Source organism: Devosia sp. (assembly GCF_035944845.1).
In the GTDB taxonomy this organism is placed as follows: domain Bacteria; phylum Pseudomonadota; class Alphaproteobacteria; order Rhizobiales; family Devosiaceae; genus Devosia_A.
Genome location: NZ_DASZAW010000031.1, coordinates 1 through 24256 on the forward strand (window position 1 = coordinate 1; position 24256 = coordinate 24256).

At 65.1% G+C, this 24256-nt stretch carries 25 protein-coding genes; 16 read left to right on the forward strand and 9 right to left on the reverse strand.

Annotated elements, in window-relative coordinates; all coding sequences use genetic code 11:
- Positions 1-181: 181 nt before the first annotated feature.
- From modB to eda, 4 genes are all read right to left on the reverse strand, one after another.
- Positions 182-865 (reverse strand): molybdate ABC transporter permease subunit, encoded by a 684-nt coding sequence (gene modB / locus VGV07_RS04785; protein ID WP_326867548.1) that lies wholly within the window; start codon positions 863-865, stop codon positions 182-184.
- Positions 866-874: 9 nt separating this feature from the next.
- Positions 875-1627 (reverse strand): molybdate ABC transporter substrate-binding protein, encoded by a 753-nt coding sequence (modA, locus tag VGV07_RS04790; RefSeq protein ID WP_326867549.1) that lies wholly within the window; start codon positions 1625-1627, stop codon positions 875-877.
- A gap of 66 nt (positions 1628-1693) precedes the next feature.
- On the reverse strand, positions 1694-2065 hold the full coding sequence (locus VGV07_RS04795) for a winged helix-turn-helix domain-containing protein (RefSeq protein ID WP_326867550.1): 372 nt from the start codon (positions 2063-2065) through the stop codon (positions 1694-1696).
- 205 nt (positions 2066-2270) lie between these two features.
- Positions 2271-2906 (reverse strand): bifunctional 4-hydroxy-2-oxoglutarate aldolase/2-dehydro-3-deoxy-phosphogluconate aldolase, encoded by a 636-nt coding sequence (gene eda / locus VGV07_RS04800; RefSeq protein ID WP_326867551.1) that lies wholly within the window; start codon positions 2904-2906, stop codon positions 2271-2273.
- Between the two features lie 139 nt (positions 2907-3045).
- On the opposite strand from eda, the gene nadA reads away from it, so the two are divergent.
- The 6 genes from nadA to VGV07_RS04830 all read left to right on the forward strand — a co-directional run bounded on the left by nadA (position 3046) and on the right by VGV07_RS04830 (position 8963).
- Positions 3046-4101, forward strand: a complete 1056-nt coding sequence (nadA, locus tag VGV07_RS04805) for a quinolinate synthase NadA (protein ID WP_326867572.1) — start codon at positions 3046-3048, stop codon at positions 4099-4101.
- Positions 4102-4305: 204 nt separating this feature from the next.
- The gene (locus VGV07_RS04810; RefSeq protein ID WP_326867552.1) at positions 4306-4674 is read left to right on the forward strand and encodes a YegP family protein; all 369 of its coding nucleotides are present in this window, start codon (positions 4306-4308) and stop codon (positions 4672-4674) included.
- A gap of 26 nt (positions 4675-4700) precedes the next feature.
- Positions 4701-6290: an L-aspartate oxidase gene (locus VGV07_RS04815; RefSeq protein WP_326867553.1), complete on the forward strand. Its 1590-nt coding sequence runs from the start codon at positions 4701-4703 to the stop codon at positions 6288-6290.
- 78 nt (positions 6291-6368) lie between these two features.
- Positions 6369-7370: an ABC transporter ATP-binding protein gene (locus tag VGV07_RS04820; protein ID WP_326867554.1), complete on the forward strand. Its 1002-nt coding sequence runs from the start codon at positions 6369-6371 to the stop codon at positions 7368-7370.
- Complete coding sequence (locus tag VGV07_RS04825) at positions 7367-8161, forward strand: ABC transporter permease (protein WP_326867555.1); 795 nt, start codon at positions 7367-7369, stop codon at positions 8159-8161. Before VGV07_RS04820 ends, VGV07_RS04825 begins: the two co-directional genes overlap by 4 nt.
- Position 8162: 1 nt before the next feature.
- Positions 8163-8963 carry an ABC transporter permease gene (locus VGV07_RS04830; protein ID WP_326867556.1) on the forward strand — a complete coding sequence of 267 codons (801 nt, stop codon included), beginning with the start codon at positions 8163-8165 and terminating at the stop codon, positions 8961-8963.
- Between the two features lie 198 nt (positions 8964-9161).
- On the opposite strand, the gene VGV07_RS04835 is transcribed toward VGV07_RS04830, so the two are convergent.
- Both VGV07_RS04835 and VGV07_RS04840 read right to left on the reverse strand, forming a co-directional pair.
- Complete coding sequence (locus tag VGV07_RS04835; RefSeq protein ID WP_326867557.1) at positions 9162-10157, reverse strand: carbohydrate kinase family protein; 996 nt, start codon at positions 10155-10157, stop codon at positions 9162-9164.
- A gap of 60 nt (positions 10158-10217) precedes the next feature.
- A complete protein-coding gene (locus tag VGV07_RS04840) occupies positions 10218-11159 on the reverse strand; it encodes a helix-turn-helix domain-containing protein (RefSeq protein WP_326867558.1) in 942 nt (313 codons plus the stop codon).
- Positions 11160-11209: 50 nt separating this feature from the next.
- Between VGV07_RS04840 and VGV07_RS04845 the strand changes: the two genes are divergently transcribed.
- The 4 genes from VGV07_RS04845 (at position 11210) to VGV07_RS04860 (ending at position 16432) form a co-directional block, all read left to right on the forward strand.
- Entirely contained in the window at positions 11210-12490 is a 1281-nt protein-coding gene (locus tag VGV07_RS04845; protein WP_326867559.1) for an ABC transporter substrate-binding protein, read from the forward strand.
- Positions 12491-12601: 111 nt separating this feature from the next.
- The gene (locus tag VGV07_RS04850) at positions 12602-13486 is read left to right on the forward strand and encodes a sugar ABC transporter permease (RefSeq protein WP_326867560.1); all 885 of its coding nucleotides are present in this window, start codon (positions 12602-12604) and stop codon (positions 13484-13486) included.
- Positions 13483-14355 (forward strand): carbohydrate ABC transporter permease, encoded by an 873-nt coding sequence (locus VGV07_RS04855; RefSeq protein WP_326867561.1) that lies wholly within the window; start codon positions 13483-13485, stop codon positions 14353-14355. Before VGV07_RS04850 ends, VGV07_RS04855 begins: the two co-directional genes overlap by 4 nt.
- A 67-nt stretch (positions 14356-14422) precedes the next feature.
- Complete coding sequence (locus VGV07_RS04860) at positions 14423-16432, forward strand: aldo/keto reductase (protein ID WP_326867562.1); 2010 nt, start codon at positions 14423-14425, stop codon at positions 16430-16432.
- Between the two features lie 148 nt (positions 16433-16580).
- Here the strand turns inward: VGV07_RS04860 and VGV07_RS04865 are convergent, their stop codons facing one another.
- Together VGV07_RS04865 and VGV07_RS04870 are read right to left on the reverse strand one after the other, a co-directional pair.
- Complete coding sequence (locus VGV07_RS04865) at positions 16581-17321, reverse strand: hypothetical protein (RefSeq protein ID WP_326867563.1); 741 nt, start codon at positions 17319-17321, stop codon at positions 16581-16583.
- An 11-nt stretch (positions 17322-17332) separates the two neighbouring features.
- Entirely contained in the window at positions 17333-17929 is a 597-nt protein-coding gene (locus VGV07_RS04870; protein WP_326867564.1) for a helix-turn-helix domain-containing protein, read from the reverse strand.
- Positions 17930-18064: 135 nt separating this feature from the next.
- Between VGV07_RS04870 and VGV07_RS04875 the strand changes: the two genes are divergently transcribed.
- Together VGV07_RS04875 and VGV07_RS04880 are read left to right on the forward strand one after the other, a co-directional pair.
- Positions 18065-18619 (forward strand): TRAP transporter small permease subunit, encoded by a 555-nt coding sequence (locus VGV07_RS04875; protein WP_326867565.1) that lies wholly within the window; start codon positions 18065-18067, stop codon positions 18617-18619.
- The gene (locus tag VGV07_RS04880; protein ID WP_326867566.1) at positions 18616-20007 is read left to right on the forward strand and encodes a TRAP transporter large permease subunit; all 1392 of its coding nucleotides are present in this window, start codon (positions 18616-18618) and stop codon (positions 20005-20007) included. Before VGV07_RS04875 ends, VGV07_RS04880 begins: the two co-directional genes overlap by 4 nt.
- A gap of 56 nt (positions 20008-20063) precedes the next feature.
- Here VGV07_RS04880 and VGV07_RS04885 read toward each other — a convergent pair whose 3' ends face one another.
- The gene (locus tag VGV07_RS04885) at positions 20064-21164 is read right to left on the reverse strand and encodes a TRAP transporter substrate-binding protein (protein ID WP_326867567.1); all 1101 of its coding nucleotides are present in this window, start codon (positions 21162-21164) and stop codon (positions 20064-20066) included.
- Between the two features lie 209 nt (positions 21165-21373).
- Here VGV07_RS04885 and VGV07_RS04890 point away from each other — a divergent pair, with 209 nt between their 5' ends.
- From VGV07_RS04890 to VGV07_RS04905, 4 genes are all read left to right on the forward strand, one after another.
- On the forward strand, positions 21374-21766 hold the full coding sequence (locus VGV07_RS04890) for a hypothetical protein (RefSeq protein ID WP_326867568.1): 393 nt from the start codon (positions 21374-21376) through the stop codon (positions 21764-21766).
- A 15-nt stretch (positions 21767-21781) separates the two neighbouring features.
- The gene (locus VGV07_RS04895; RefSeq protein ID WP_326867569.1) at positions 21782-22288 is read left to right on the forward strand and encodes a sigma-70 family RNA polymerase sigma factor; all 507 of its coding nucleotides are present in this window, start codon (positions 21782-21784) and stop codon (positions 22286-22288) included.
- Complete coding sequence (locus VGV07_RS04900) at positions 22285-23103, forward strand: anti-sigma factor (protein ID WP_326867570.1); 819 nt, start codon at positions 22285-22287, stop codon at positions 23101-23103. The genes VGV07_RS04895 and VGV07_RS04900 overlap by 4 nt, the downstream gene beginning before the upstream one ends.
- A gap of 221 nt (positions 23104-23324) precedes the next feature.
- Entirely contained in the window at positions 23325-24089 is a 765-nt protein-coding gene (locus tag VGV07_RS04905) for an aminoacyl--tRNA ligase-related protein (RefSeq protein ID WP_326867571.1), read from the forward strand.
- Positions 24090-24256: the final 167 nt, after the last annotated feature.

Below are 24256 nucleotides of genomic sequence, written 5' to 3' on the forward strand. Positions count from 1 at the left end.
AGCGAAGCTGGTGGAGGGGGCGGCCCCAAAAACCGGCGTATCCTGCCGCCCCCTCCACCGCCTTCGGCGGTCCCCCTCCCCCGTTTCACGGTGGAGGACCACCGAGAGTCCTGTGCGAAAGCCATATGCGATAGCCCTGCCTTGTGGGGGAGGATGGGAGGGGCCGTCTGCTTCAGTCAGCTTACCCCACCACCCGCCCAACCCGTCGGTCGAGCAGCATCACCGCGGTGATCACCACGAAGGCGAACACCACCATGCCGCCGGCGAGAATGTGGGCCTTGTCCCATTCCAGCCGCTCGACGAAATCGTAGATCGCCATCGACACCAGCTTGGTCTTGCCCGGGATGTTGCCGCCGATCATCAGCACCACGCCGAACTCGCCCACGGTATGGGCGAAGGTGAGGATGGCGCCGGTGAGGTAGCCGGTCCGCGACAACGGGACTACCACGCGGAAGAATGTCGTCCACCGCCCCGCTCCGAGCGTTGCCGCGGCCTCGAGCGGCTCGTCGCCCAGCGCCTCGAACGCGGTGCGGAGCGGCTGCACCATGAAGGGCAGCGAGTAGAGCACCGAAGCGATAACCAGCCCCTCGAACGAGAACGCCAGCGTCCGCGCCCCCCAGAGCGGCGCGAGCAGCCCGCCCGGTCCGTTCGGCCCGAACGCCAGCAGCAGGTAGAAGCCGAGCACCGTCGGCGGCAGCACCAGCGGCAGCGACACCACCGCGGCGATCGGCGCCTGCAGCGGCGAGCGGGTGCGGCAAAGCCACCAGGCGATCGGCGTGCCGACGGCGACGAGGATCAGCGTGACGATGAGCGCCAGCATCAGCGTCAGCCCGACGGGCTGCACGATCTCGCTGACATCAAGCATTGCAGTTCCTCACTGATCCGAGCCGGCCTCGTAGCCGTATTTCTCGATGATGGCGCGCGCGTCTTCGCCCTTCAAGAACTCGAGAAAGGCGGCAGCCGCCGGGTCGGCCTCGCCCGGTTTCAGCAACACCGCATCCTGGAGGATCGGGGTGTAGTCCTCGGCCGGTACGCGCCACACCGCTCGGCCCGGCTTGTCGATCACCTGGCTGAGGGCCACGAAGCCGAGCTCGGCATTGCCTGAATCGATGAACTGCAGCGCCTGGCTGATATTCTCGCCGGTAACGATCTTGGGGGTAACGGCCTCGGTCAGCCCGAGCTTGTCCAGCGTCTCCATCGCCGCAGCGCCATAGGGCGCGGTCTTGGGGTCAGCCACCGACAGGTGCTGGAACCCGTTGGCCGTGAGCACCGCTACACCGTCAGTCAGATCGAGCGAGGGCGAATAGAGCACGACCTTGCCCACCGCATAGGTGAACACCGTGCCATCCACCGCAAACCCTTCCTTCACTGCCTGCGCCGGCCGCTTGTTGTCGGCCGAAAGGAACACCTCGAACGGCGCGCCCTGGCTGATCTGGGTGTAGAGCGCTCCCGTCGCGCCGAAGCTGAACGCTACGGTGTCGCTGGTCAGCCTGGTGAAGGCCGCGCCCAGCTCTTCGGCCGGCTTGGTGAAGTTGGCGGCCACCGCCGCGCTTACATCCGCAGCACGAGCCGGCGCGCCGGTCAACGCGAGCAGGCTGACGCCAAGCAGCAGGGAAATCCGACGCATGAGACCTCGATATGTCCGAATGGAAATATCGATTGTTGTGCCAATGCCGGCAGCGTGCAGCAAGCGTTATTTTTGTTTGGACATATCGGCTTGCAGCGCGCCAAGTGCCTCGACATCCCGGGCGATTGCCTTGCGAGTCGCTTCCTGCATGCCGCGATAGCGCTCCAGCACCTCGCGGCCCGCTGCGGTAAGCGAGGCTCCCTGCGCGTTGCCGCCGCGCGACGCCTCGATCAGCGGCGCCCCGAACCCCTCGTTCAACACCTGCACCAGCCCCCAGGCCCGCTTGTAGGACATCCCCATCCGCTTGGCGGCTTCGGAGATCGAGCCGGTCTCGGCGATCAGCTCCATCAGGTCGGCCCGCCCGGGCCCGATATAGAAGCTTTCGCTGAGCGTGATGCGAAGGTGCGAGAGGCCGATGGTCGGATTGGACTTCTTCACCGCACTCTCCGGCTCTGCCTTCTCCCCTTGAGGTCGCCGGACGAGGGCGGAGCCCTCGCCGGGAGGTGGCGACCCCGGGCTTGACCCGGGGGAGACGGATGAGGGGACGGATATCACCACTTCCCCTCACCCGCCCCGCTCCGCGGGGCACCCTCTCCCTCCTAGGGAGCGCGATAGCGCTACCGGGGGGAGAGGGACGAAAGTCTCAGCCCTTCAACCCCGCAGCTTCCCGCGCCAGCGTCTCGATCCGCTTCCAGTCCTTGTTGGCGATGGCGTCGGCCGGCATGATCCACGAGCCGCCGACGCAGATGACGTTGGGCAGCGCCAGGTATTCCCTCGCCTTGGCCATATCGATACCGCCGGTCGGGCAGAACGTGATGTCGGCCAGCGGGCTCGCATAGGCCTTCAACACCTTGACCCCGCCAAGCGCCTCGGCCGGGAAGAACTTAAGGAACGAGTAACCATGTTCGGACGCGGTCATCGCCTCGGTCGGCGTGCCGATACCGGGCAGCAGCGGGATCTTGTGCTCCTCGGCCGCCTCGAGCAGGCGTGGCGACGCGCCGGGGCTGACCATGAACTGGCAGCCGGCATCGACCGAATGGCCCATCTGCAGCGGCGAGCGCACCGTGCCCGAGCCGACCACGGCGCCCGAAACCTTGGCCATTTCCTCGATGATCTGCAGCGCATGCGGAGTACGCAACGTCACTTCCAGCACCGGCAGGCCGCCGGCGACCAGCGCTTCGGCCAGTGGCCGCGCCGCCGATACATCGTCCAGCACGATCACCGGGATCACCGGCGCAAGCGAGAGAGTCTGGCGAAGGGCGGCGGCGTCTTGCGGCATGGCGATCCTCGAGGGCTGTCGTTCGGCCCAGAGCGTTAGGCACTTGCTGCATGCCGATCAAGCCAAATCGCGACATTGAAATGCCGGCCAATCGACCTTAAGTGTCCCACCTGTCTGGAGGGACGGTCCGGTGCAGCTTATCAATGCTCTCACCCCGCTGGAGGAGGCTCGCGCCATCCTCGCGGAGAGTTTCGACCTCAAGTTCACCAAGGCGGTCGAACGCGTCACATCACGCGTCTACGAGCGGGTGAAAGACCGCATTCCCGAGATCGAATGGCCCTTCTATGCGCCGCTGATCCTGCAGATCAACCGGCTGAAAAAGGAGAAGGATGCGGTCATCCTGGCGCACAACTACCAGTCGCCGCAGATCTATCACGGCGTCGCCGATATCGTCGGCGACAGCCTGCAACTGGCCATCGAGGCCACCAAGGTCAAGCAGTCGATCATCGTGCAGTGCGGCGTGCACTTCATGGCTGAGACGTCGAAGCTCCTGAACCCCAAAAAGACCGTGCTGATCCCCGACAGCCGCGCCGGCTGCTCGCTCGCCTCCTCCATCACCCCGGAGGATGTCATCGCCATGCGCGCCCAGTATCCGGGCGTACCTGTCATCACCTACGTCAACACGTCGGCCGCGGTGAAAGCGGTGACCGACGTGTGCTGCACCTCGTCCAACGCCGCCGACATCGTCAACGGCGTCGCCGGCGACACGGTGATCATGATCCCCGACCAGTACCTGGCCCGCAACACCGCCAAGAAAACGCAGAAGAAGGTCATCACCTGGGCCGGCTCGTGTGAAGTGCACGAGACCTTCACCGCCGACGACATCGCCGAACTGCGCCACGCCTACCCGACGGCCAAGATCATCGCCCACCCCGAGTGCCCGCCCGAGGTGATCGACGCCGTGGATTTCGCCGGCTCGACCGCGGCAATGATCGACTATGTGAAGACCCAGAAGCCGCCCCGCGTGGTGATGGTCACCGAGTGCTCGATGTCGGACAACGTTGCCTCGGAGGCGACCGGGGTCGATTTCCTGCGCGGCTGCAACATCTGCCCGCACATGAAGCGCATCAACCTCGAGAACGTGCTGTGGTCGCTCCACACCATGACCGAGGAAGTAACGGTCGCCGAGGAACTGCTGGAGCCCGCGCGCGCCGCAGTGCAGCGGATGATCGATTTTTCCAAGAAGCGCGACTGATCGCGGCGCAGATAATCCGACTGCTGGTGCAGCAGTCGGATTTTCATGTGCGTGAATATCCAGTCAGTACGCAGCCCTTGCCCCTCCAAGCTCAATCAAATCAAGCGCGTGCCTGACTTTGAGGGTTGCGCGACTCCTATGCCGCGATAGATTTGCCGGATCGGGCCACGACTTCCCGGCCCGCAACCGAGGGGTAAAAGCGTCGTGCCACATTCCTTCAAGATCACCTCCGCCAAGGGCGGGCAGTTCGTTGCCAAATACGTCTACAATGCCGAGACCATTTTCTGGTCGGAGAACTATGCCGGCAAGGACAGCGCCAAAAACGCCATTGCCTCGCTGAAGAAGAACGCCGCCGGCGCTGCGGTGGTCGACACCGCCAAGGGCGAAACGGGCAAGGGCTATCGTTTCGAGCTCGCCGCCTCCAAGGACGGCCAGACCTTCGTGCGCTTCGTCGCCGCGAACGGCGAGACCATGGTCCGCACCGAGACCTACAAATCGCGCTCGAGCGCCAAAAACGCCATCGAATCGCTTAAGAAGCGCGCCGCAGACACTCCGGTGGTCGACGAGGCCTGATCCGGGCGTTCTCCCGGGGGAGACCGATGACCTTTACTGACAACGTCCTCAACGCCGACGGTGCCCTCATCGTCGGCGCTGGTCTTGCAGGCCTGTTCTGCGCGCTGAAGCTTGCCCCCCGCCCTGTCACCGTCATCTCCCCCGTGCCGCTCGGCAACGGCGCCTCGTCGGCCTGGGCGCAGGGCGGCGTCGCTGCCGCGGTCGGACCGGGCGATACCTCGCACGCCCACGCCGTCGACACCGAGATCGCCGGCGCCGGTATCGTCGATGAGGACGAAGCGGAATCGGTTACGGCCGAAGCCGCGGCCCGCATCGAGGATCTTGCCCGTTGGGGCACGCCATTCGATCGCGACGAACTCGGCCACTATGTGCTGAGCAAGGAGGCCGCCCATTCGCGCAACCGCGTGGTGCGCGTCGAAGGCGATCGCGCCGGCTATGCCATCATGCAGGCGATCATCGCCGAGGTGCGCAAGACCCCGTCGATCCGCATCGTCGAAGGGCTCACCGTCGTCGACCTCGCCCGCGCCGATGGCCGCATCATCGGCGTTTATGCGCGCAAGCTCGGGGATCGCTTTGCCGAGCCGGTGCTCGTCCGCGCCCGCGCCACTGTGCTCGCCGCCGGCGGGCTGGGCGGGCTGTTCGCCGTCACCACCAACCCCTCCGGCGTGCGCGGCCATGCCATGGGCATGGCGGCCCGCGCCGGCGCGTTGATCGCCGACCCCGAGTTCGTGCAGTTCCACCCCACCGCCATCGCCACCGGCGCCGACCCTGCCCCGCTCGCCACCGAAGCGCTGCGCGGCGAAGGCGCCATCCTCGTCAACGATCTCGGCGAGCGCTTCATGCCGGCGATCCATCCCGATGCCGAACTGGCGCCGCGCGATATCGTCGCCCGCGCCAATTACCGGCAGATCAAGGCGGGGCGGAAGGTCTTCCTCGATACCCGCGAAGCCATCGGCGCGCGCATCCTCACCGCCTTCCCGACCGTCGCCAAATACTGCACCGATTTCGGCATCGATCCGGTAACGCAGTTGATCCCGGTCACCCCGGCGGCGCACTACCACATGGGCGGCGTCAAGGTGGAAGCCAACGGCCGCACCTCGCTGCCCGGCCTCTGGGCCGCCGGCGAGTGCTCATCGACGGGCCTGCATGGGGCCAACCGGCTTGCCTCCAACTCGCTGCTCGAAGCGGTGGTCTATGGCGCCCGCATCGCGGCTGACATCTCCGGGCTCGAGCCGCTGCGCAACCCCCTCGCCCCCTTCCCCGGCATCGGCTGGGATGCGGTCGAGGGCGAGATGGTGGAAGAGCGGCTGCGCAACCATGTCTCGGTGAAGGAACTGCGCCGCACCATGACCGACCTCGTCGGCGTTGAGCGCAACGCCACCGATCTGCGCACGGCACTGCGCCGCATCGCCGAGATCGAAATGACCGCCCAGGGCGTCACCCGCTCGTTCCTCAACATGACCACGTCGGCAACGCTGGTCACCGCGGGCGCACTGCAGCGCGAGGAAAGCCGCGGCGGTCACTTCCGCACCGATTTCCCCGAGCCGCGGCCCGAATGGGAACATCACACCGAAATGACCCTGGAAGACGCCCTCGCCATCCGCGCCGGGGCGTGATGAATCGGTAACTGACGCCCCTGCCTACCAGCGGAATCAGCTAGCCTCGCTGCGGACCGCGAGGGGGCGTTCTCGATCATGGCTGAGATCATAGAGGCCCGGGGTGTCTCCAAGCGGTTCCGGCAGCACCGCCGGTTCCCCGGCTTCCTGGGTGCACTGAAAACGCTGGTGACCGCCGAGTACACCGAGGTCGAAGCGGTGAGCGACGTAAGCTTCGCCATCGCTCAGGGTGAGGCGGTGGGCTATCTCGGCCCCAACGGCGCCGGCAAATCGACGATGATCAAGATGATGACCGGCATTCTCGTGCCGTCAGCCGGCGACATCACCGTGCTCGGCCGCACCCCGCATCGCGAGCGCCAGGCCAATGCCCGGGAGATCGGCGTCGTCTTCGGCCAGCGCAGCCAGCTCTGGTGGGATCTGCCGGTGGTCGATTCGTTCGAACTGCACCGCGAGATCTATGCCATCCCGCGCCCGCGCTTCGATGCGAACCTGAAATCGCTGAGCCAGTTGCTCGAGCTCGAGTCCTTCCTCGAGCGCGCCGTGCGCCAGCTCAGCCTCGGCCAGCGCATGCGCGCCGAGATCGTCATGGCGCTGCTGCACGACCCGAAGATCCTGTTCCTCGACGAGCCGACCATCGGCCTCGATGTCGTCGCCAAGGACGCGGTGCGCAAGTTCCTGTCGCGGGTCAACCGCGAGCGCGGCACCACCATCATCCTCACCACCCACGACCTGCAGGATATCGAGGAAATCTGCCCGCGCCTGATTATGGTCGATCACAGCCGGCTGATCTTCGATGGCGAAACAGCCAAGCTCCGCAGTGCCCTCGGCTCGGCCCGCCGGCTGATGCTGGAATTTGCCTCCGACCCCGGTCCGCTCGAACTGAAAGCAGCGCGCCTCACCTCCGACGATGGCCTGCGCAAGCATTACCTCCTGGAGCGCGACGACATCTCGCTGGTGCAGGTGCTCGATGAGATCGGCGATACCACCCAGCTCAAGGACATCTCGGTCGAGGAGCCCAATATCGAGGAGGTGATCCGCACCTTCTACCAGCGCCGCAACGCCGAGTTGCCGGCCCGATGAGCATCTATTTCGCCTTCGCCCGCAGCGCCTTCATGACCCAGCTCGCCTATCGCAACGAAGTCTGGGCCAACATGATCGGCAAGCTGGTGCAGGTATTCGCCCGCGTCGCCATCTGGATCGCCATCTACGGCAGCACTGCCAGCATTGCCGGCGTCAGCCTGAAGCAGATGGTGACCTACGCGCTGCTTGGCGGTGCGGTGACCGGCGCCATTCGCTACGAATCGATCATCAGCGGCATCGGACAGGCGTTGCGTACCGGCGACGTTGCGGTGTGGCTGCTCAAACCCGCCAGTTTCCCGCTCTATGTGCTCGCCACCGAGCTCGGCCGAGCCGCCTTTCGCTTCGTCATCCTGGTAGTGCCGACAGTGGCGGTCGTTGCCGCGGTCTACGGCATGCTGCCTCCGGCGAGCCCGTTCCATGGCGTGATGTTCGTCGCTTATGGCTTGCTCGCCTACACCATCATCGCCCTGCTCTCGGCGTTGTTTGGCCTCGTCGCGTTCTGGCTCCTCACCTCGTTCTCGCTCGAATGGATGATGCAGGCGATCCTCAACCTGCTTTCCGGCCAGCTGATCCCGTTCTGGTTCTTCCCGGCCCAGGTCGCCGCGGTCGCAGCGCACCTGCCTTTCGCCTGGATCGTCTACTACCCCTCGGCCGTCTGGCTTGGCCGGCTCGATGCCACCGAAACCCTCGCCTATTTCGGCCTCGGCCTCGGCTGGGCGGCACTGCTGGCGGTCGGGGTGGCGCTGCTCTGGCGCATGGCGTCGACCCGCATCGTCGTGCAGGGCGGTTGAGATGCTCAGGACCCTCCGCATCCTGCCGCGCCTCGCGCTGATGTACTTCCGCTCGCAGATGGAATATCGCGGCGCCTTCTGGATCGATCGCATCGCCCAGGTCATCACCTATGCCAGCTCCTTCGCCGTAATCTGGATCCTCGCCGACCGCTTCGGTTCGATCGCCGGCTGGAACTGGTCGGAACTGGCGCTCTTGTTCTCGTTCCACCTGCTCGGCTATTCGCTCGGCGCCTGCATGAGCTTCACCCAGATGCGCCAGCTCGAGGAAGCGGTGCGGCTTGGGACCCTCGATACGCTGCTCACCAAGCCGATCAGCCCCTGGGCCTATATGGTGTTCTCCGGCCTCAACCCCGGCTACACCGGCCATGCCCTGCTGGGGATCGGCATGATGGCGTGGTCGCTCTCGATCGTCGCCGTGCCCTGGTCGATCGGCTGGGTCGCCTACTTCGTCGCTGCGCTGCTCAGCGCCGCCATGGTCACCGGCGCGACGCTGACCGTGATCGGCGCCACCGCGCTGATCTGGACCCGCTCCAACCACCTTTATTCGCTGTTCTTCGGCTTCTGGGAGCTGTCGCGTTACCCGCTCAACATCTTCCCCACCGCCATCCAGGCGACGATGCTGAGCTTCGTGCCGCTCGGCTTCATGGCCTCGGTACCGGTTGCGGTGCTGCTGGGGAAACCCGTGCCCATTCTTGGGGATTGGGCTGGCCCGGCGGCGCTGTTGGCCGGACCGTTCTTTGTCGCGCTCGCCATGTGGCACTGGCGCTATGCGCTCGATCGCTACCAGGGCGCCGGTGGCTGAGTGTAATCTGAGGGCCGCTGGCCTCGCGGCGAACTCGACCCCGCACCACCCACCGGCGTCATCCCCGCGAAGGCGGGGACCCAGGGGGATTTCTCAGCTTCAGCGGGGGTCGCAGCATCCCACTAGGTTCCCGCCTTCGCGGGAATGACGTCGGTGTGAGTTGAACCATGACGGCCCCACCCATCAGCGCGTCATGCCCTACCCCTTGGCCAGCACCGCGTCGACTTCGCCGCGGGTGGGCGGATGGCAGCCGACGAACTGGCAGTTGAGTCCCGCCGCCACCGCGCCGAAACGCAGCATTGTACTAAGCGCCGCATCATCCATCCCGCCGAGCTTGCCCGGCTTGAGGTTGCCCTGCTCGTTGAGCAGCGTCAGCACCGCCGCCATCAGTGTATCGCCCGCGCCCACCGTGTCGCCGAACGGCACCGCCGGGTAGACGCCCTGCTTCGTCGCACCGGATTTCGTGAACGCCCGGCTGCCCTCGTCGCCGAAGGTGACGATCACCAGTTCGCAGTTCGGCCGGCCGAGAAAATCGGCGGTGTACTTGTCGACCAGCATCTCGACCTCGGTGGAGGTCAGCTCGGTGGCGCGCACCGCGCGGTTCTGGTCCAGCGAAGCCACGTCCTCGATCGACACCTTCACCAGGTTGACGATGTCGAGAAAGCTCGAGAGCCGCCCCTTGTAGCCGGCAAAATCCGGCACCAGCGACGGCCGCACGTTCGGGTCCATGGTCAGCGTCGCGCCACGCCGCGCCGCTTCCCTGGCGACATCCAGCCAGATCGCCGCGTCCTCAGCCTCGATCGGGCAGAAGCCGCCGACCTGGAAGGCTTCGAGCTTGTCCGGCAATGCCGCGATCAGCCCTTCGCGGCTGAAGGCGCGATCGGCGTTGCGGTAAAAGCCGTACTGCGCGCTCTTTTTGGCGTCGAACGTCACCACCGCCAGCGTGGTGTAAGCGTCAACCCGCTCGGCGAGCAGCGGCTTCACCCCGGCTTCCGCCAGCGGTGCCAAGAGGTAGGTACCGAGCCCATCGGTGCTGATCGGGCAGAGAAATCCCGTATCGTTGCCGAGCTTCGAAAGCGCGATGGCGCAGTTGTAGGGCGAGCCGCCCTGGTGCGCCACAAGGCGGATCACCCCATCGGCCCCGACCGGCTCCGAGATCAGGTCGATCAGGCTTTCGCCACCCACTACGAACATCGGCAATTCCCCAAGCTGGATACGGGCATCGTTACAATGCCGCTGCGCAAAACTTCAAGCTCAGGAGGCGAGTGCGCCGGGGATGAAGGCGTCGCGGCGGAAATCCGACGGCGACATGCCGGCGATCTTGCGGAACGACTTGTTGAAGGCGCTGAGCGAACCGAAGCCGGATTCCATGGCGACACGCAGCACGTTGGCATCGTCGCGCAGCAGCAACGCCTGGGCGTAGCTCAGCCGCAACAGACTCACATACTCGTTGAGCGTCATGCCGGTTGAGCGCTTGAAGATGCTCATGGCGTATTTCGGGTGGAGGTTGGCCGCCCGCGCGATATCGACCGAGTCGATCTCGTGCAGGAAGTTCTCGGCGATGTAGTCGCACATCTTGCCGACATTGCGCGACGACTGCACTTCGGCGGTTTCCACCGTATGCCCCGCCGCCTTGCTGTTGCCCACCAGCTCGTAGGGTTCGAACCGCACCCGCTCGAGCCGCAGCAGCAGTTCGTCGACCGCATGCTGCGCCTTCACCGCGTCGCCGGAACGGGCATAGCGGTTCCAGCGCTCGAAATTATGCGCATCGGAATCGTCGGGGGTGCAAGTCAGCAGCGTCGTGCCCTGCATCAACCTGTGCGGCACATCCTCGGGCAGCCGCAGCCGGAAGAAATGCATCAGCGGCAGGTGCGCGCCGGCATAGATCGCGTCGTCGGAGAGATCGTACATCTGGTGCGGCAGCCCGCCCCAGAACAGCACCATGTGCCCCGCCGAGAGCGTCAGCTCGTGCGTGTGCATGCGGTAATGCACCGTACCGGCAACGATGAAGTTGACTTCCACCTGGGCGTGCCAGTGCGGCTTCAGCATCACCAGCGGGTGGTTGTGGAAGGTGGAAAGGATGGTCGGATGGGCTTCAACGCTGCTGGCGTTGGGCTGGTACACCGGCCGCTGCTCTACCTTACTTTCCGCCAAGTCGAGTTTCCCTTTGTCGCGGACATGCGCCTTTGGTCGCATATTCTAACCACGCTTGCCCAAGGTGAGCCAAATGAAAACGGGAGGAATATATGACCACCACCGCGTCGCGCTGGCGCCATGCGCTCGCCATTGCCGCAGCTGCCGGCGTCTCCGTGCTCACCATGACCGCGGCCATGGCCGTCGACGTCACGGTCTGGGCCTGGGACACCAATTTCAACGGCGCAGCCATGAAGGAAGCCGCCTCGCGCTATGCCCCGTCGCATCCGGATGTGAACATCAAGATCGACGACAGCATGCAGCAGGAGGATATCCGCCAGAAGCTGCAGACCCAGCTGCTCGCCGGCGACACCACTGGCCTGCCCGATATCGTGCTGATCCAGGACGACGTCGCGCAGAAGTACCTGCAGTCGTTCCCGGGCGCCTTCGCGCCGCTGTCCGACTCGATCGACATGACCGCCTTCGCGCCTTACAAGGTCGCGGCCGCCACCCATGAAGGCAAATCCTACTCGCTGCCCTTCGACTCCGGCGTCACGGGCCTGTTCTACCGCGCCGACTACCTCAAGGAAGCCGGCTACGAAGCCGACGCCCTCAAGGACCTGACCTGGGACAAGTTCATCCAGATCGGCAAGGACGTGAAGGCCAAGACCGGCCACAACCTGATCGCGCTCGACCTCAACGGCAGCGGCCTCATCCGCATCATGATGCAGTCGGCCGGTGTCTGGTACTTCAACGCCGACGGCAGCCTCAACATCGTCGACAACCAGCCGCTGAAGGCCGCGCTCGAGACCTACGCCAAGATCTGGCAGGCCGATATCGTCAAGCCCGCCTCCGGCTGGACCGAGTTCACCGGCGCCTTCACCTCCGGTGAAACCGCGGTCGCCCTCAACGGCGTGTGGATGACCGGCACCATCAAGTCGCAGCCCGACCAGGCCGGCAAGTGGGGCGTCGCGCCCATTCCGAAGCTCGAAGGCGTCGAAGGCGCCACCGGCTACTCCAACGAAGGCGGCTCGAGCTGGTACGTGCTGTCCTCGGGCGCCGGCAAGGACGCCGCCATCGACTTCCTCAAGTCCATCTGGGCGACCGATGTCGACTTCTACCAGAAGATCCTGATTGGCCAGGGCGCGTTCAGCACCTGGCTCCCGGCTTCGGCGGGCGATGCCTACAAGGCCTCGGACGATTTCTTCGGCGGCCAGCCGGTCTGGGCCAACTTCTCAGAGTGGCAGGCCAAGATCCCGAGCATCGACTACGGCATCTACACTGCCGAAGTGGACTCGGCCGTGGTGGCCCAGTTGCCGACCATCACCCAGGGTGGCAGCGTCGACGATGCGCTGAAGGCCATCAACGACCAGGCCAGCCAGCAGATGCAGTAACGGGTTCGGAGGCGGGCCACGGGCACCGCCTCCTCCTGCCATTGCCGGTCGCACCTCCTCGCCGGAGTGCGACCGGCAGCTGTTCTGAAGTCGCCTGTCCGGGGAGTTGGCATGGCAAACACAAGACTTGGCCGAACCGAGCACATCGCCGGCTGGACGTTCATCGCGCCCGCCCTCGTGCTGCTCGGCGTCTTCATGCTCTATCCGATCCTCTGGTCACTCTGGATGAGCTTCCAGGTCGGCAAGGGGATGAACTTCAATTTCGGCGGTTTCGCCAACATCGTGCGCCTGACCAAGGACCCGGTGTTCATCCGCGCGCTCGTCAACACCCTGACGTTCCTGGTCGTCCAGGTCCCGATCATGATCGGCCTGGCGCTCTTGGCGGCAGTGGCGCTGAACGATCCCAAGCTTCGCTTCCGCGGCTTCTTTCGCACGGCGATCTTTCTGCCCTGCGTTACCTCGCTGATCGCCTACTCGACCCTGTTCAAGTCGATGTTCGCCACCGACGGCGTCGTCAACAACATGCTGATGGCGGTCTGGATCATCGAGGAGCCGATCCACTGGCTGCAGGATCCGTTCTGGGCCAAGGTCCTGATCATCATCGCCATCACCTGGCGCTGGACCGGCTACAACATGGTGTTCTACCTGGCGGCGCTGCAGAACGTCGACCGCTCGATCTATGAGGCGGCCCGCATCGATGGCGCCTCGGGCTGGCACCAGTTCTGGTACATCACCGTCCCCATGCTTAAGCCGGTGATCCTGTTCACCACCATCATTTCGACCATCGGCACGCTGCAGCTGTTCGACGAGGTCAACAACATCACCCAGGGCGGTCCGTCGGATTCGACGCTGACCCTGTCGCTCTACATCTACAACCTGACCTTCAAGTTCATGCCCAGCTTCGGCTACTCGGCGACCGTCTCCTGGGTCATCGTGCTGCTCGTCGCCGTCCTGAGCTTCCTGCAGTTCGTCGTCGCACGGGATCGCAGCAAATGACCGACCAGGCCCTTCCCCTCGCCACACCGCAGGTTGAACGCCGCACGCGGCTATTCAACCTGCCGCACCTCGTCGGCCGCACCATCACCTACCTGCTGCTGAGCCTTGCGGCCTTCGTCTCGATCTTTCCGTTCTTCTGGATGATCGTGGGGGCAACCAACCGCTCGGTCGATATCGGCATCGGCAAGGCGACGTTCGGCGATCAGTTGTTCGTCAACGCGGCGAATTTCTTCGCGACCGTCGATGCCCCCCGCATCTTCTGGAACTCGGCCTTCATCGCGCTGGTCGGCACCGTGCTGACGCTCGCCATTTCCTCGCTGGCCGGCTACGGCTTCGAGATGTTCCGATCGAAGTTCCGCGAGCGCATCTTCGCATTGATGCTGCTGCTACTGTCGATTCCGTTCGCGGCGCTGATGGTGCCGCTGTTCGTGATGATCTCGTCGTTCAAGCTGGTCGGCACCGTCGCCGCCGTGGTGCTGCCCGGCATCGCCTCGATCTTCATCATCTTCTACTTCCGCCAGGCGACCAAGGCGTTCCCGGGCGAACTGCGCGATGCGGCGCGGGTGGATGGGCTCAACGAGTGGCAGATCTTTTTCTACATCTACCTGCCCACCATGCGCTCAACCTATGCGGCGGCGATCATCATCGTGTTCATGGCCAACTGGAACAACTACCTGTGGCCGCTGATCGTGCTCAACAAGCCCGAGCAGAAGACTGCGACGCTCGTCATCTCGTCGCTGACCTCGTCCTATACGCCCGATTTCGGGATGATCCTGTTCGGGACCATCCTCGCCACGCTGCCCACCCTCGTCATCTTCTTCCTGCTGCAGCGCCGCTTCGTCGAAGGCATGCTGGGCGCAGTGAAATAGACCAACCGCCAATTGCCCCAACGGCAGGAATCGCTGCCGTTGGGCCCGATTTCTTGAGGAGAGTATCATGACCATTCAGGCCCCCATCCGCTGGGGGATCATCGGCCCGGGCGCCATCGCCAAGGACTTTCGCCGTGGCGTGCTGGACAGCAAACTCGGCAAGCTCGAGGCCATCGCCACCCGCAATCCGGGCAAGGCGAGCCTCAAGGAGGATTTCCCCGAGGCGCGCATCCTCGACGGTTATGACGCGATCCTCGCCGATCCGAACGTCGACGCGATCTACATTGCCACTCCGCATACCGGCCATGCCGAATGGGCGATCAAGGCCGCCGAAGCCGGCAAGCACGTGCTGATCGAAAAACCGATGGCGCTGAGCGCCTTCGAGGTCGACGCGATCATCCATGCGCACAAGAAGGCCGGCACCTTCGCCGGTGAGGCCTTCATGTACCGGCTGCACCCGCAGACCCAGAAGCTGTGGGAGCTGATCAACTCCGGCACCATCGGCGAAGTCCGCTTCGTCACCGCCAGCTTCGGCTTCCAGATGGGCCGCTTCATCCCCGAACACCGGCTGTTCGCCTCCGAGCTTGCCGGTGGCGGCATCCTCGATGTCGGCGGCTATCCGGTGTCCTTCGCCCGCTTCGTCGCCGGCGCCGCGGCCGGCAAGCCGTTCCTCGACCCGGTCAAAGTGGTGGGCTCGGCGAGCCTCAATGCCGAAGGCACCGATAACCTTGCCGCCGCGGTCCTGCTGTTCGAGAACGGCATCACTGCCCAGGTGAGCTGCGCCATCATGGCCAACCTCGAAAATGTCGGCCGCATCATCGGCTCGGAGGGCACCATCGAGGTGCCGGCCTTCTGGTTCGCCAATGGCGACCGCGCCGGCGGCGACGGCAAGATCGACATTATCCGCAAGGACGGCAGCCGCGAGACGGTGAGCGTCGGCAAGCAGCGCCACCTCTATTCGTTCGAAGCCGATGCCGTGGCCGAGGCCATCCTTGCCGGCCGGCAGGAATTCTCGGCGCCCGGCATGAGCTGGGCCGACAGCCTCGGCAATGCCCGGGTGCTCGACAAGTGGCGCTCCGATGCCGGCATCGAGTACTCGGTCGAAAAGTCGGTGAAGCGGATCAACACCCTCACCGGGCGGCCGCTGAAATCCGACGGGGCCGTCATCCCCAAGCGCTCCATTCCGGGCGTGCAGAAGCCGGCTTCGGCCGCAGCGCTCGGCTTTGAGGATTTCCGCACCTTCTCATCGGGCGCCATTCTCCTCGATGCCTTCTGGGAGAAGGGCGGCAATATCTTCGACACCGCCTTCATCTATGCCGGCGGCTATACGGAAAAGCTGTTCGGCGAGTGGCAGAAGTCGCGCGGCGTGCGCGAACAGGCCGTGGTGATCGGCAAGGGCGCCCATAGCCCGCTGGTCTACCCGGACGTCATCGCGAAGCAGCTGACCCAGTCACTCGATCGACTGCAGACCGACTATGTCGATGTCTACTTCATGCACCGCGACAACCTCGACGTTCCGGTCGGCGAATTCGTCGACGCCATGGATGCCGAAGTCAAGAAGGGCCGCATCCGCGGGCCGTTTGGTGGTTCCAACTGGACCCGCGAGCGCTTCGACGAGGCCATCGCCTATGCCGACAAGCACGGCAAGCAGCGGCCGGGGGCGCTTTCCAACAACTTCGCCCTTGCCGAGATGCTCGACCCGATCTGGGCCGGCTGCGTCACCTCTTCGACATCGGAATGGAAGCAGTGGCTGAAGGATCGGCAGGTCCCGAACTTCTCCTGGTCGAGCCAGGCCCGCGGCTTCTTCACCGACCGCGCCGGCCGCGACAAGCGCGACAACGAGGAAATGGTCCGCGTCTGGTACAACGAGCAGAACTTCGTCCGCCGCGACCGGGCGATCGAGCTGGCCAACAAGCTCGGCAAGAACCCGATCCACGTGGCGCTCGCCTATGTGCTGGCCCAGGACTTCCCGTCCATCCCGCTGATCGGGCCGCGGACCCTCCACGAACTCGACGACAGCATGAACGCCTTCGATATCAAGCTGACGCCGGAACAGGTGCAGTGGCTGGAGGGGTAGCCGCCCAAACGCTTACACAACGCGATGTCATCCCGGCTCAGGCCGGGATCCATCCTGAGATAGTCCGGCTCTTGCGCAGAACTGCCCCACCTCAGGATGGGCCCCGGCCTTCGCCGGGGCGACACCGTGGGTTGGGAGCCGAAGTGCCCTAGTCCCCCGCCTTCACAAACCGCTCCCGCCACCACGCGGTCCAGCGCTGCTCCAGCGCCGCGAACGCCGCGTCCGAAAGCCCGAACGTCGTCAGCAGAGCGGTTCCACCACCGTTCGGCCCGGCGTTCGGCGCCGGCTGGTCGGTGATCACCATCAGCCCATCGCCCCAGCCGTCGACGCTCATCGCCACCTGCCGGTCCGAGTTGTGCCAGATCGTACCGGCAACGGTCTCGCCGACCGGCAGCTCGAACGATGCCTCGCTGCCCCCTTCAGCGCCCCAAAGCATCTCGAGCCCCAGCGCCGCGACCGGCAATGCGCCGGGAGTCTCCAGCTTGCCCGACAGGAACAGCGTCCGTCGCTGCGCCCCCGGATGCCGCTCGAGCAGGAACCGCATCTGCTGAAAGAAGGTAATCCAGCCTTCCCAGATATCCTCGTAGAAGGCGCTCCAATCGCCCGCCACCGGGCCGCTTCGCACCACGCGCAGCACCGTTCCCTCAGGCGTTGTCCGCAGTTCCACCCGGTCGGCGACGCCCTCGTACTCACCGAAGGAAATGACCTTGGTGGCCTCGTCCGCCTCGGCGTGGTCGATGAAGATGTACTTGATCTCGTCGCGCAGCGTATCGGCATCCCAGCCAAACCAGTTGAGCATCTGCTCGGGGTCGCGCATCGCCGCCCACACCGTCTCGATTGGCGCTGCAATCGTCATCTCGACGATAACCCGATCCTGCTTCTCGATCATCTTCAACTCCCTCAATTGACTGTACCGGTAGACTGGCCCCTGATCGCCGGATGCCCGCCGATCAGCAGGCGGTAGCGTCGCCCCTCGCCTTGCGGGGCGAACTCGCCGGCCAGCCCGGCGACCATGGCCGTCAGGCGTTCGGCAAATGCCTCGACATCCTGCGGCGCGGCAAAACCGACATCGGCCTCGATGGAGAAGGTGAGCAGCCGCGTACCCTCTTCCGCGGCAGCGGCCTGCATCCGCGTTACCTCGCGCACCGTCTCGACCGAACGCGCCACCAGGTGCTCGGCGGCAAAACGATCCTGCTTCTCCACAGCCGGCGGTGCGCCCAGGATCGCCGGATCGACCACGAAAGAGCCTGCCGTCGCGACGAACAGCCGCTCGATGAACCCTCGCCGCTGCCGCTCGCCCACCTGCGTCACCAGCCCGGCCTTTTCCAGTGCGTGCAGATGGTAGCCCACCTTCTGCCGCGGCAACTCGAGCGCCGCTGCCAGCGTCGCAGCAGAACCCGGCTGGCGCAGCAGCGTCAGCATCCTCAGGCGCAGCGGCGTCATCGCCTGCCGCGCCTTCTCCACATTCTCGATCAACGCCGGAACGGTGCTTTCCATGTGGCCAACCTGTATTAGACGAATTATTTTGTCAATTGGCGGCGTTGACGGAGCGGCACGACGCGTGTTCCTTGCAACGAAGACAAAAACTGCTCGCGCACGAACGCGAGACGCATCGGGAAACTGGGAGGACGGGTGCAGGTTCTGGTCGGATATGTCCGGGCGGTCAGCGCGATCAATCGCTGGCTGGGCCTGACGTTGAGTTGGCTGTCGCTGGCCGTGGTGCTGGTGTGCTTCACGGTGGTTGTGCAACGCTACCTGTTCCACACCACGCAGCTATGGATGCAGGACCTCTATGTCTGGCTCTCCGGCGCGATGTTCACCGGCGTCGCCGGGTTCGCGCTGCTGCGTGATGACCATGTGCGCGTCGACATTTTCTACCGGGCATGGTCGACGCGCGGCAAGGCGATCGCCGACCTGATCGGCGTGGCGCTCTTCCTCATCCCCTATGTGCTTGTCGTCGGCCTCTATGCCTGGCCCTTCGTTATGCGTTCCTGGCGCATCTACGAGGGTTCGGCCAATGTCGGCGGCATGCCGGGGCTGTTCATCCTCAAGTCCTTCATCATCGTGTTCGTCGTCGTCGTGGGGCTGCAGGGCCTCGCCATGGCCTGTCGTTCCATCCTTGTGCTGACCGGTCGCGAAGGCCTGTTGCCCGAACACCTGCGCTATCGCGACGAGTCTGCCCAATGAGTTCAGTGCTGCTTGGCGAGATCCTCGCCGCCACCATGTTCCTGGGCGTCATCGGCGTCCTGCTGCTCGGCTTCCCGGTCGCCTTCTCGCTCGCGGGCACCGCCCTGCTTTTCGGCACTGTGGGGATGTTTCTCGGGATCTTCGATCCCTCGAATTTCGGCTCGCTCGCCAACCGCTATATCGGCACCATGTCGAACGAAGTGCTGGTTGCGGTGCCGCTCTTCGTCTTCATGGGCGTGATGCTGGAGCGCACCGGCATCGCCGAGGCGCTGCTCACGACCATGGGCAAGCTGTTCGGCAATCTGCGCGGCGGCCTCGGCATCTCGGTGGTCCTCGTGGGCGCACTGCTCGCGGCATCGACCGGCGTCGTCGGCGCCACCGTCGTGACCATGGGGCTGATCTCGTTGCCCGCCATGCTGCGCGCCGGCTATGACCCCAAGCTCGCCTCAGGCGTCATCTGTGCCTCCGGCACCCTGGGGCAGATCATCCCGCCCTCGACCGTGCTGATCTTCATGGGCGACATGCTGGGCGGCATCAACGCCCAGGTACAGATGGCCAAGGGCAACTTCGCGCCGGAACCCGTATCGGTCGGCGCGCTGTTCGCCGGGGCGTTCATTCCCGGACTGCTGCTGGTCGCGCTCTACATCGGCTGGATGATCTTCAAGGCCGTCACCGACCCCAAGTCCTGCCCGGCAACGCCCGTTCCGGCCGAGGAAAAGCAACATCTGTGGCGCGAAATTCTCGTGGCGCTGGTGCCCGCCCTGGGGCTCATCGTTGCCGTTCTGGGCTCGATCCTGGCCGGCATCGCCACGCCGACCGAAGCCGCATCGGTCGGCTCGGTTGGCGCCATGGCGCTCGCTGCGGTAAAGCGCCGTTTCACCTTTACCGTACTCAAGCAGGCCGTCGTCGCCACCGCCACCATGACCTCGATGATCTTCATCATCCTGTTCGGCGCGGCGGTGTTCTCGATCGTCTTCCGGCTGATGGGCGGCGACAACCTCGTGCATGCGTTTCTCTCGAACATGCCTGGGGGCGCCATCGGCGCGACCATCATCGTCGTGCTGATCATGTTCGTGCTCGGATTCATCCTCGATACCTTCGAGATCATCTTCATCGTCATCCCGATCACCGCGCCGATCCTGCTGACGCTCGGTGTGGATCCCATCTGGCTGGGTGTCGCCGTGGGCATGACGCTGCAGACCAGCTTCCTCACGCCGCCGTTCGGCTTCTCGCTGTTCTATCTGCGCGGCGTCGCCCCCTCCCGCGTCACCACGATGATGATCTATCGCGGGGTCGCACCGTTCGTTCTGCTGCAGCTGGTGGCAATCGGCACGCTGTTTGTGTGGCCGGAACTCGCCACCTGGCTGCCGCGGCTGCTGTACCACTGAGAACGACAACGGCCCGGGGGCGAACCCCGGGCCGTCAGGTCTCGCTCGAAGCTCGCTCAGCTGAACGTGAAGTACTTCTGGCGTGCCGCAAGGAACGGCATGTCGGTGCCCTCGGTGCGGGTCCGCAGCAGGTTGAACGCCGATACGTAGCTCTCGGCCACCTTCTTGGTCAGCGCGTCTCCATTGCTGCGGATGTCCGCGATGATCTCGGACGCGGCCTTGGCGCCGGCTTCGAGAATCTCTTCCGGGAACTGCCTGACCTGCACACCGTGCTCGCTCACCAGCGCCTGCAGCGCCCGCGGATCGTTGGCGTACATGTCAGAGGCAACATCATCGTAGGCCGCCTGGGTGACGCCCTTGACGATGGCCTGCAGATCCTCAGGAAGCGCCTGGAACTTGGCTTTCGAAACCACCAGTTCCGTGGCAAGGCCGGGTTCGACGAAGCTCGGGAAGTAGTAGTTCTTGGCGATCTGGTAGAAGCCGAGCGCCAGATCGTTATAGGGGCCGACAAACTCCGCGGCATCGAGCGTGCCCGATTGCAGCGCTGCGAAGATCTCGCCTGCCGCCATATTGGTTACCGCGGCGCCCAGCTTGGCCCAGGTCTGGCCGCCCAGACCCGGGGTGCGGAAGCGCAGTCCCTGGATATCGGCGACACCGGTCAGTTCGTTCTTGAACCAGCCGCCGGCCTGCGTGCCGGTATCCCCGCTGAGGAACCCCTGCACGCCGAACTGATCGTAGATTTCGTCCCAGATTTCCTGGCCGCCAAGAAACCGCACCCAGGCTGTGAGTTCGCGACTGGTCATGCCATAGGGCACGCCGGTGTAAAAGCTCAGGCCCTGGCTCTTGTTCTGCCAGTAATAGGCCGCGCCGTGGCTCATCTCGGCCGATCCATCGATGACCGCATCGAGCGATTGCAGTGGCGGCACCATTTCACCAGCCGCGAACACCTGCACCGTGAGCCGACCGCCGGAAGCCGCAGTGATCCGATCCGCCAGGTTTTGCGCGCCAACGCCAAGGCCCGGAAAGTTCTTGGGCCAGGTCGTCACCATTCGCCAGGTGATGTTGCCCTGCGCAATCGCCGGCGCGGCGAGCGTCGTGGCGGCGGCCACGCTTGCGGTCATTGCAGTGGCCGACTTGAAGAATTCACGCCTTTTCATATGGATAGTCCTCCTCTTGGCTTGTTGCCCGGCCATCTCTTTCCGGCCTTACCGGCTAGATGAACAGGCAGCGGCGGAACTGTCCACCGGCCGCTCGGATGAAATCCGAAGAAAAATCACTGGCGTCGGGAATAAACCCTTCGCCGTGGTGTTGGAGACAGTGAGGCGCGGCCCAATGCCCGCGCCGCCAAGCCCAACGGAGGGACATCATGAAACTTGCAGTCACGCTCGGCGCAGCCGCGCTCGCCCTGTTCGCCACCGCAGCCATTGCCGAGGACTATGTCGGCGGCGCCATCAAGACCATGGAGATCGGCGGCAAGCAGGTGCTGGTGGGCGCCAACGACATGACGCTCTACACCTTCGATAAGGACGCCGTCGGCGTCACCAACTGCTATGACAAATGCGCCGAGAACTGGCCGCCGCTGATCGCCGATGCCGGCGCGGCACCGGAGGGCGACTTCACCTTGGTCGACCGCACCGACGGTTCCAAGATGTGGGCCTACAAGGGCTGGCCGCTCTACTTCTGGGTAAAGGACGAAAAGCCCGGCGACACCACCGGCGACATGGTCGGCGAGGTCTGGCACACTGCCGTCGAGCAGTAAGCCGGCAGTAGCCACATGGACTTCCTGGATGAGATCGAGGCGACGGTACCGGCGCTGCGCCGCTATGCGCGTGCGCTGACGCGCAATGCCGACCGCGCCGACGATCTCGTCCAGGATTGTCTCGAACGAGCCATCCGCAAGCGCAGCCTGTTCACCCCAACCGGGCCGCTGCAGGCCTGGCTGTTCCGCATCCTCATCAACCTCTGGCGCAACGACCTTCGCTTCGAGCGCCGTCGTGGAGATCACCTTCCCATCGACAGCCTTGTCTCCGAACCGTCGGTCGCGGCGCCTCAGCCGGGCCGTATCGCCCTCGCCGAAATGTCCCGCGCCATCGACCGCTTGCCCGACGACCAGCGCGAGGCGCTGCTGCTGGTCGTGATCGAGGGCACGAGCTACCAGGATGCCGCCGACATTCTCGGCATCCCCGCCGGCACGCTGATGTCGCGCCTCGGGCGCGCCCGTGCAGCGCTCCGTACGTTGACCGGCAGTGGCGAGGAACCCAGATTGAGGTCCGTCAAATGACCAACCTCGCGCCGATCTCGGAAACCGACCTCCACGCCTATGTCGACGGCCAGCTGCCGCCGGAACGGGCCGCGGAAGTGGAGGCCTGGCTCGCCACTCACCCCGACAAGGCGGCAGAACTGGCCGGCTGGCAGCGCCAGAACGAGGCGCTGACCGCGCTGTTCGGCAGCACCGCCGACGAAACCGTGCCATCCCGCCTCGACCCGCGCCTAATTGCACGCTCGCCGGCCGCCAATCGCAGCGTCGGCTGGGCGCAGGCCGCTGCCGCTGCCGTGGTAACGCTGGTGCTGGGCGGCGCTCTCGGCTGGGCCGGGCGTGATTACTTCAGCCCGCCGCCGCGGCAGGAGCTGATCGCCTCGGCGGTCACTGCGCATGCGCTCTACGTCAAGGAAAAGCGCCACGCCGTGGAAGTCGCCGCCAGCGACAAGGACCATCTGGTCTCGTGGCTGTCCAACCGCGTCGAGCGTCCGATCAACCCGCCCGACCTTGCCGCCGACGGCTTCACCCTGGTGGGCGGTCGTCTGCTGCCCGGTTACGGCACGGAGCCCGCCGGCCCCGCCGCCCAGCTGATGTACGAAAACGCCGCCCAGGAACGGGTCACCGTCTACATCACCGCTGCCCTGCCCGACCGCCGCGCCGATAAGGAGTTCACGGCGCGCAACAATCTCGATGCCTTCTACTGGGCCAACGACAAGATTACCTGCACCGTGGTCGGCGACCTGCCCGAGGCGCAGATGCAGGCGGTGGCCAAGAAAGTCTACCAGCAGCTCACCTGGCGCCCGGACGGCACGCCGGGGGGCAATTGGGGCGTCTGATGTGCCGGTGCTTGCGCCAGCGCGCGCCCTCGCATAGGTTCGCGTCCATGTTCGCGCTTTTGAACATTGCTGCATCCACCGTTCCGGCCGCGCCCTGTGGCGCCGGTCGTCGAGGTATGGGCGTCTTCGGCTAGACGCGGGGGTTCGGCATGCGCCGTCTCCGCCCACCGGAGACGTAAAGCCCGAACCAAATCCCCATACCGATGGAACGAGAGAGCAACATGCTTTCCCTTTATGACGCCAACGGGCTCGTCCACTGGACCGAGCGCGAAATCCGCCTGCGCGACAGCGCCATCTCCTACATCTCCGCCGAGGTCACGCTCCTCCTGCGCTCGATCAACCCGGCCTGGGATATCCGCCGCGTCGAGGCACCGATCCTGACGCCGCGCGAGCTGATCTCATCGGCTTATGGTGCGGACGATATCTACGTGCAGCAGCGTGGCTCCGACACCGAACGCGAGCTGGTGCTCAGGCCCGAAACCACCCCCTCGACCTATGTCTACATGACGCACCAGCTCAGCTCTCATGCCCGAACGCGGCTGCCGTTCTGCGTCTGGCAGGCCGGCAAGTCGTTCCGGCGCGAGCAGGACCAATCGACCCGGCACGTCCGGCTCAAGGAGTTCTGGCAGCTGGAGTTCCAGTGCGCCTATGCCGCCGACACCGCCAACGACTACCACACGGCTGTGCTCGAGCCGGTGCGCCGGATGATCGCCGCGGTCACCCGGCTGCCGACCCGCATCGTGGCGTCCGACCGGCTGCCGCCCTATTCCGAGGTCACCATGGATATCGAGGTCGACAACGGCGACAAGTGGATGGAGGTCGCCTCGATCTCGCGCCGCACCGATTTCCCACAGAGGGCCGTGGTCACCGGCAAGGGCGGGACGCGCGAAATCGACGTGCTGGTGGTCGAGATCGCCATCGGGCTCGACCGCTGCATCTACAACTGGGCGATCGCCGACGAGCGCGAGGCGGCTTTGACTGCCTGAGACGGGTGGGGCTTCTGCTCCCCTCCCCCTGAGGGGCTACTAGATTCACACATTGAGGTGTGCGGCGAGGGTTTGGACGGCGCGCTTGGCGGTTTGGATTTCGAGCCAGCCCTGAAGCATGACGACGGGGCCGGGTTTTCCGTAGTATCCGGTCCATCCCCCGAGGC

Coding starts and splice junctions, on each gene's coding strand:
- modB (WP_326867548.1), bottom strand. CDS start 865: ATGCTTGATGTCAGCGAGATCGTGCAGCCCGTCGGGCTGACGCTGATG.
- modA (WP_326867549.1), bottom strand. CDS start 1,627: ATGCGTCGGATTTCCCTGCTGCTTGGCGTCAGCCTGCTCGCGTTGACC.
- eda (WP_326867551.1), bottom strand. CDS start 2,906: ATGCCGCAAGACGCCGCCGCCCTTCGCCAGACTCTCTCGCTTGCGCCG.
- VGV07_RS04815 (WP_326867553.1), top strand. CDS start 4,701: ATGACCTTTACTGACAACGTCCTCAACGCCGACGGTGCCCTCATCGTC.
- VGV07_RS04820 (WP_326867554.1), top strand. CDS start 6,369: ATGGCTGAGATCATAGAGGCCCGGGGTGTCTCCAAGCGGTTCCGGCAG.
- VGV07_RS04825 (WP_326867555.1), top strand. CDS start 7,367: ATGAGCATCTATTTCGCCTTCGCCCGCAGCGCCTTCATGACCCAGCTC.
- VGV07_RS04830 (WP_326867556.1), top strand. CDS start 8,163: ATGCTCAGGACCCTCCGCATCCTGCCGCGCCTCGCGCTGATGTACTTC.
- VGV07_RS04835 (WP_326867557.1), bottom strand. CDS start 10,157: ATGTTCGTAGTGGGTGGCGAAAGCCTGATCGACCTGATCTCGGAGCCG.
- VGV07_RS04840 (WP_326867558.1), bottom strand. CDS start 11,159: ATGCGACCAAAGGCGCATGTCCGCGACAAAGGGAAACTCGACTTGGCG.
- VGV07_RS04845 (WP_326867559.1), top strand. CDS start 11,210: ATGACCACCACCGCGTCGCGCTGGCGCCATGCGCTCGCCATTGCCGCA.
- VGV07_RS04850 (WP_326867560.1), top strand. CDS start 12,602: ATGGCAAACACAAGACTTGGCCGAACCGAGCACATCGCCGGCTGGACG.
- VGV07_RS04855 (WP_326867561.1), top strand. CDS start 13,483: ATGACCGACCAGGCCCTTCCCCTCGCCACACCGCAGGTTGAACGCCGC.
- VGV07_RS04860 (WP_326867562.1), top strand. CDS start 14,423: ATGACCATTCAGGCCCCCATCCGCTGGGGGATCATCGGCCCGGGCGCC.
- VGV07_RS04865 (WP_326867563.1), bottom strand. CDS start 17,321: ATGATCGAGAAGCAGGATCGGGTTATCGTCGAGATGACGATTGCAGCG.
- VGV07_RS04870 (WP_326867564.1), bottom strand. CDS start 17,929: ATGGAAAGCACCGTTCCGGCGTTGATCGAGAATGTGGAGAAGGCGCGG.
- VGV07_RS04880 (WP_326867566.1), top strand. CDS start 18,616: ATGAGTTCAGTGCTGCTTGGCGAGATCCTCGCCGCCACCATGTTCCTG.
- VGV07_RS04885 (WP_326867567.1), bottom strand. CDS start 21,164: ATGAAAAGGCGTGAATTCTTCAAGTCGGCCACTGCAATGACCGCAAGC.
- VGV07_RS04890 (WP_326867568.1), top strand. CDS start 21,374: ATGAAACTTGCAGTCACGCTCGGCGCAGCCGCGCTCGCCCTGTTCGCC.
- VGV07_RS04895 (WP_326867569.1), top strand. CDS start 21,782: ATGGACTTCCTGGATGAGATCGAGGCGACGGTACCGGCGCTGCGCCGC.
- VGV07_RS04900 (WP_326867570.1), top strand. CDS start 22,285: ATGACCAACCTCGCGCCGATCTCGGAAACCGACCTCCACGCCTATGTC.
- VGV07_RS04905 (WP_326867571.1), top strand. CDS start 23,325: ATGCTTTCCCTTTATGACGCCAACGGGCTCGTCCACTGGACCGAGCGC.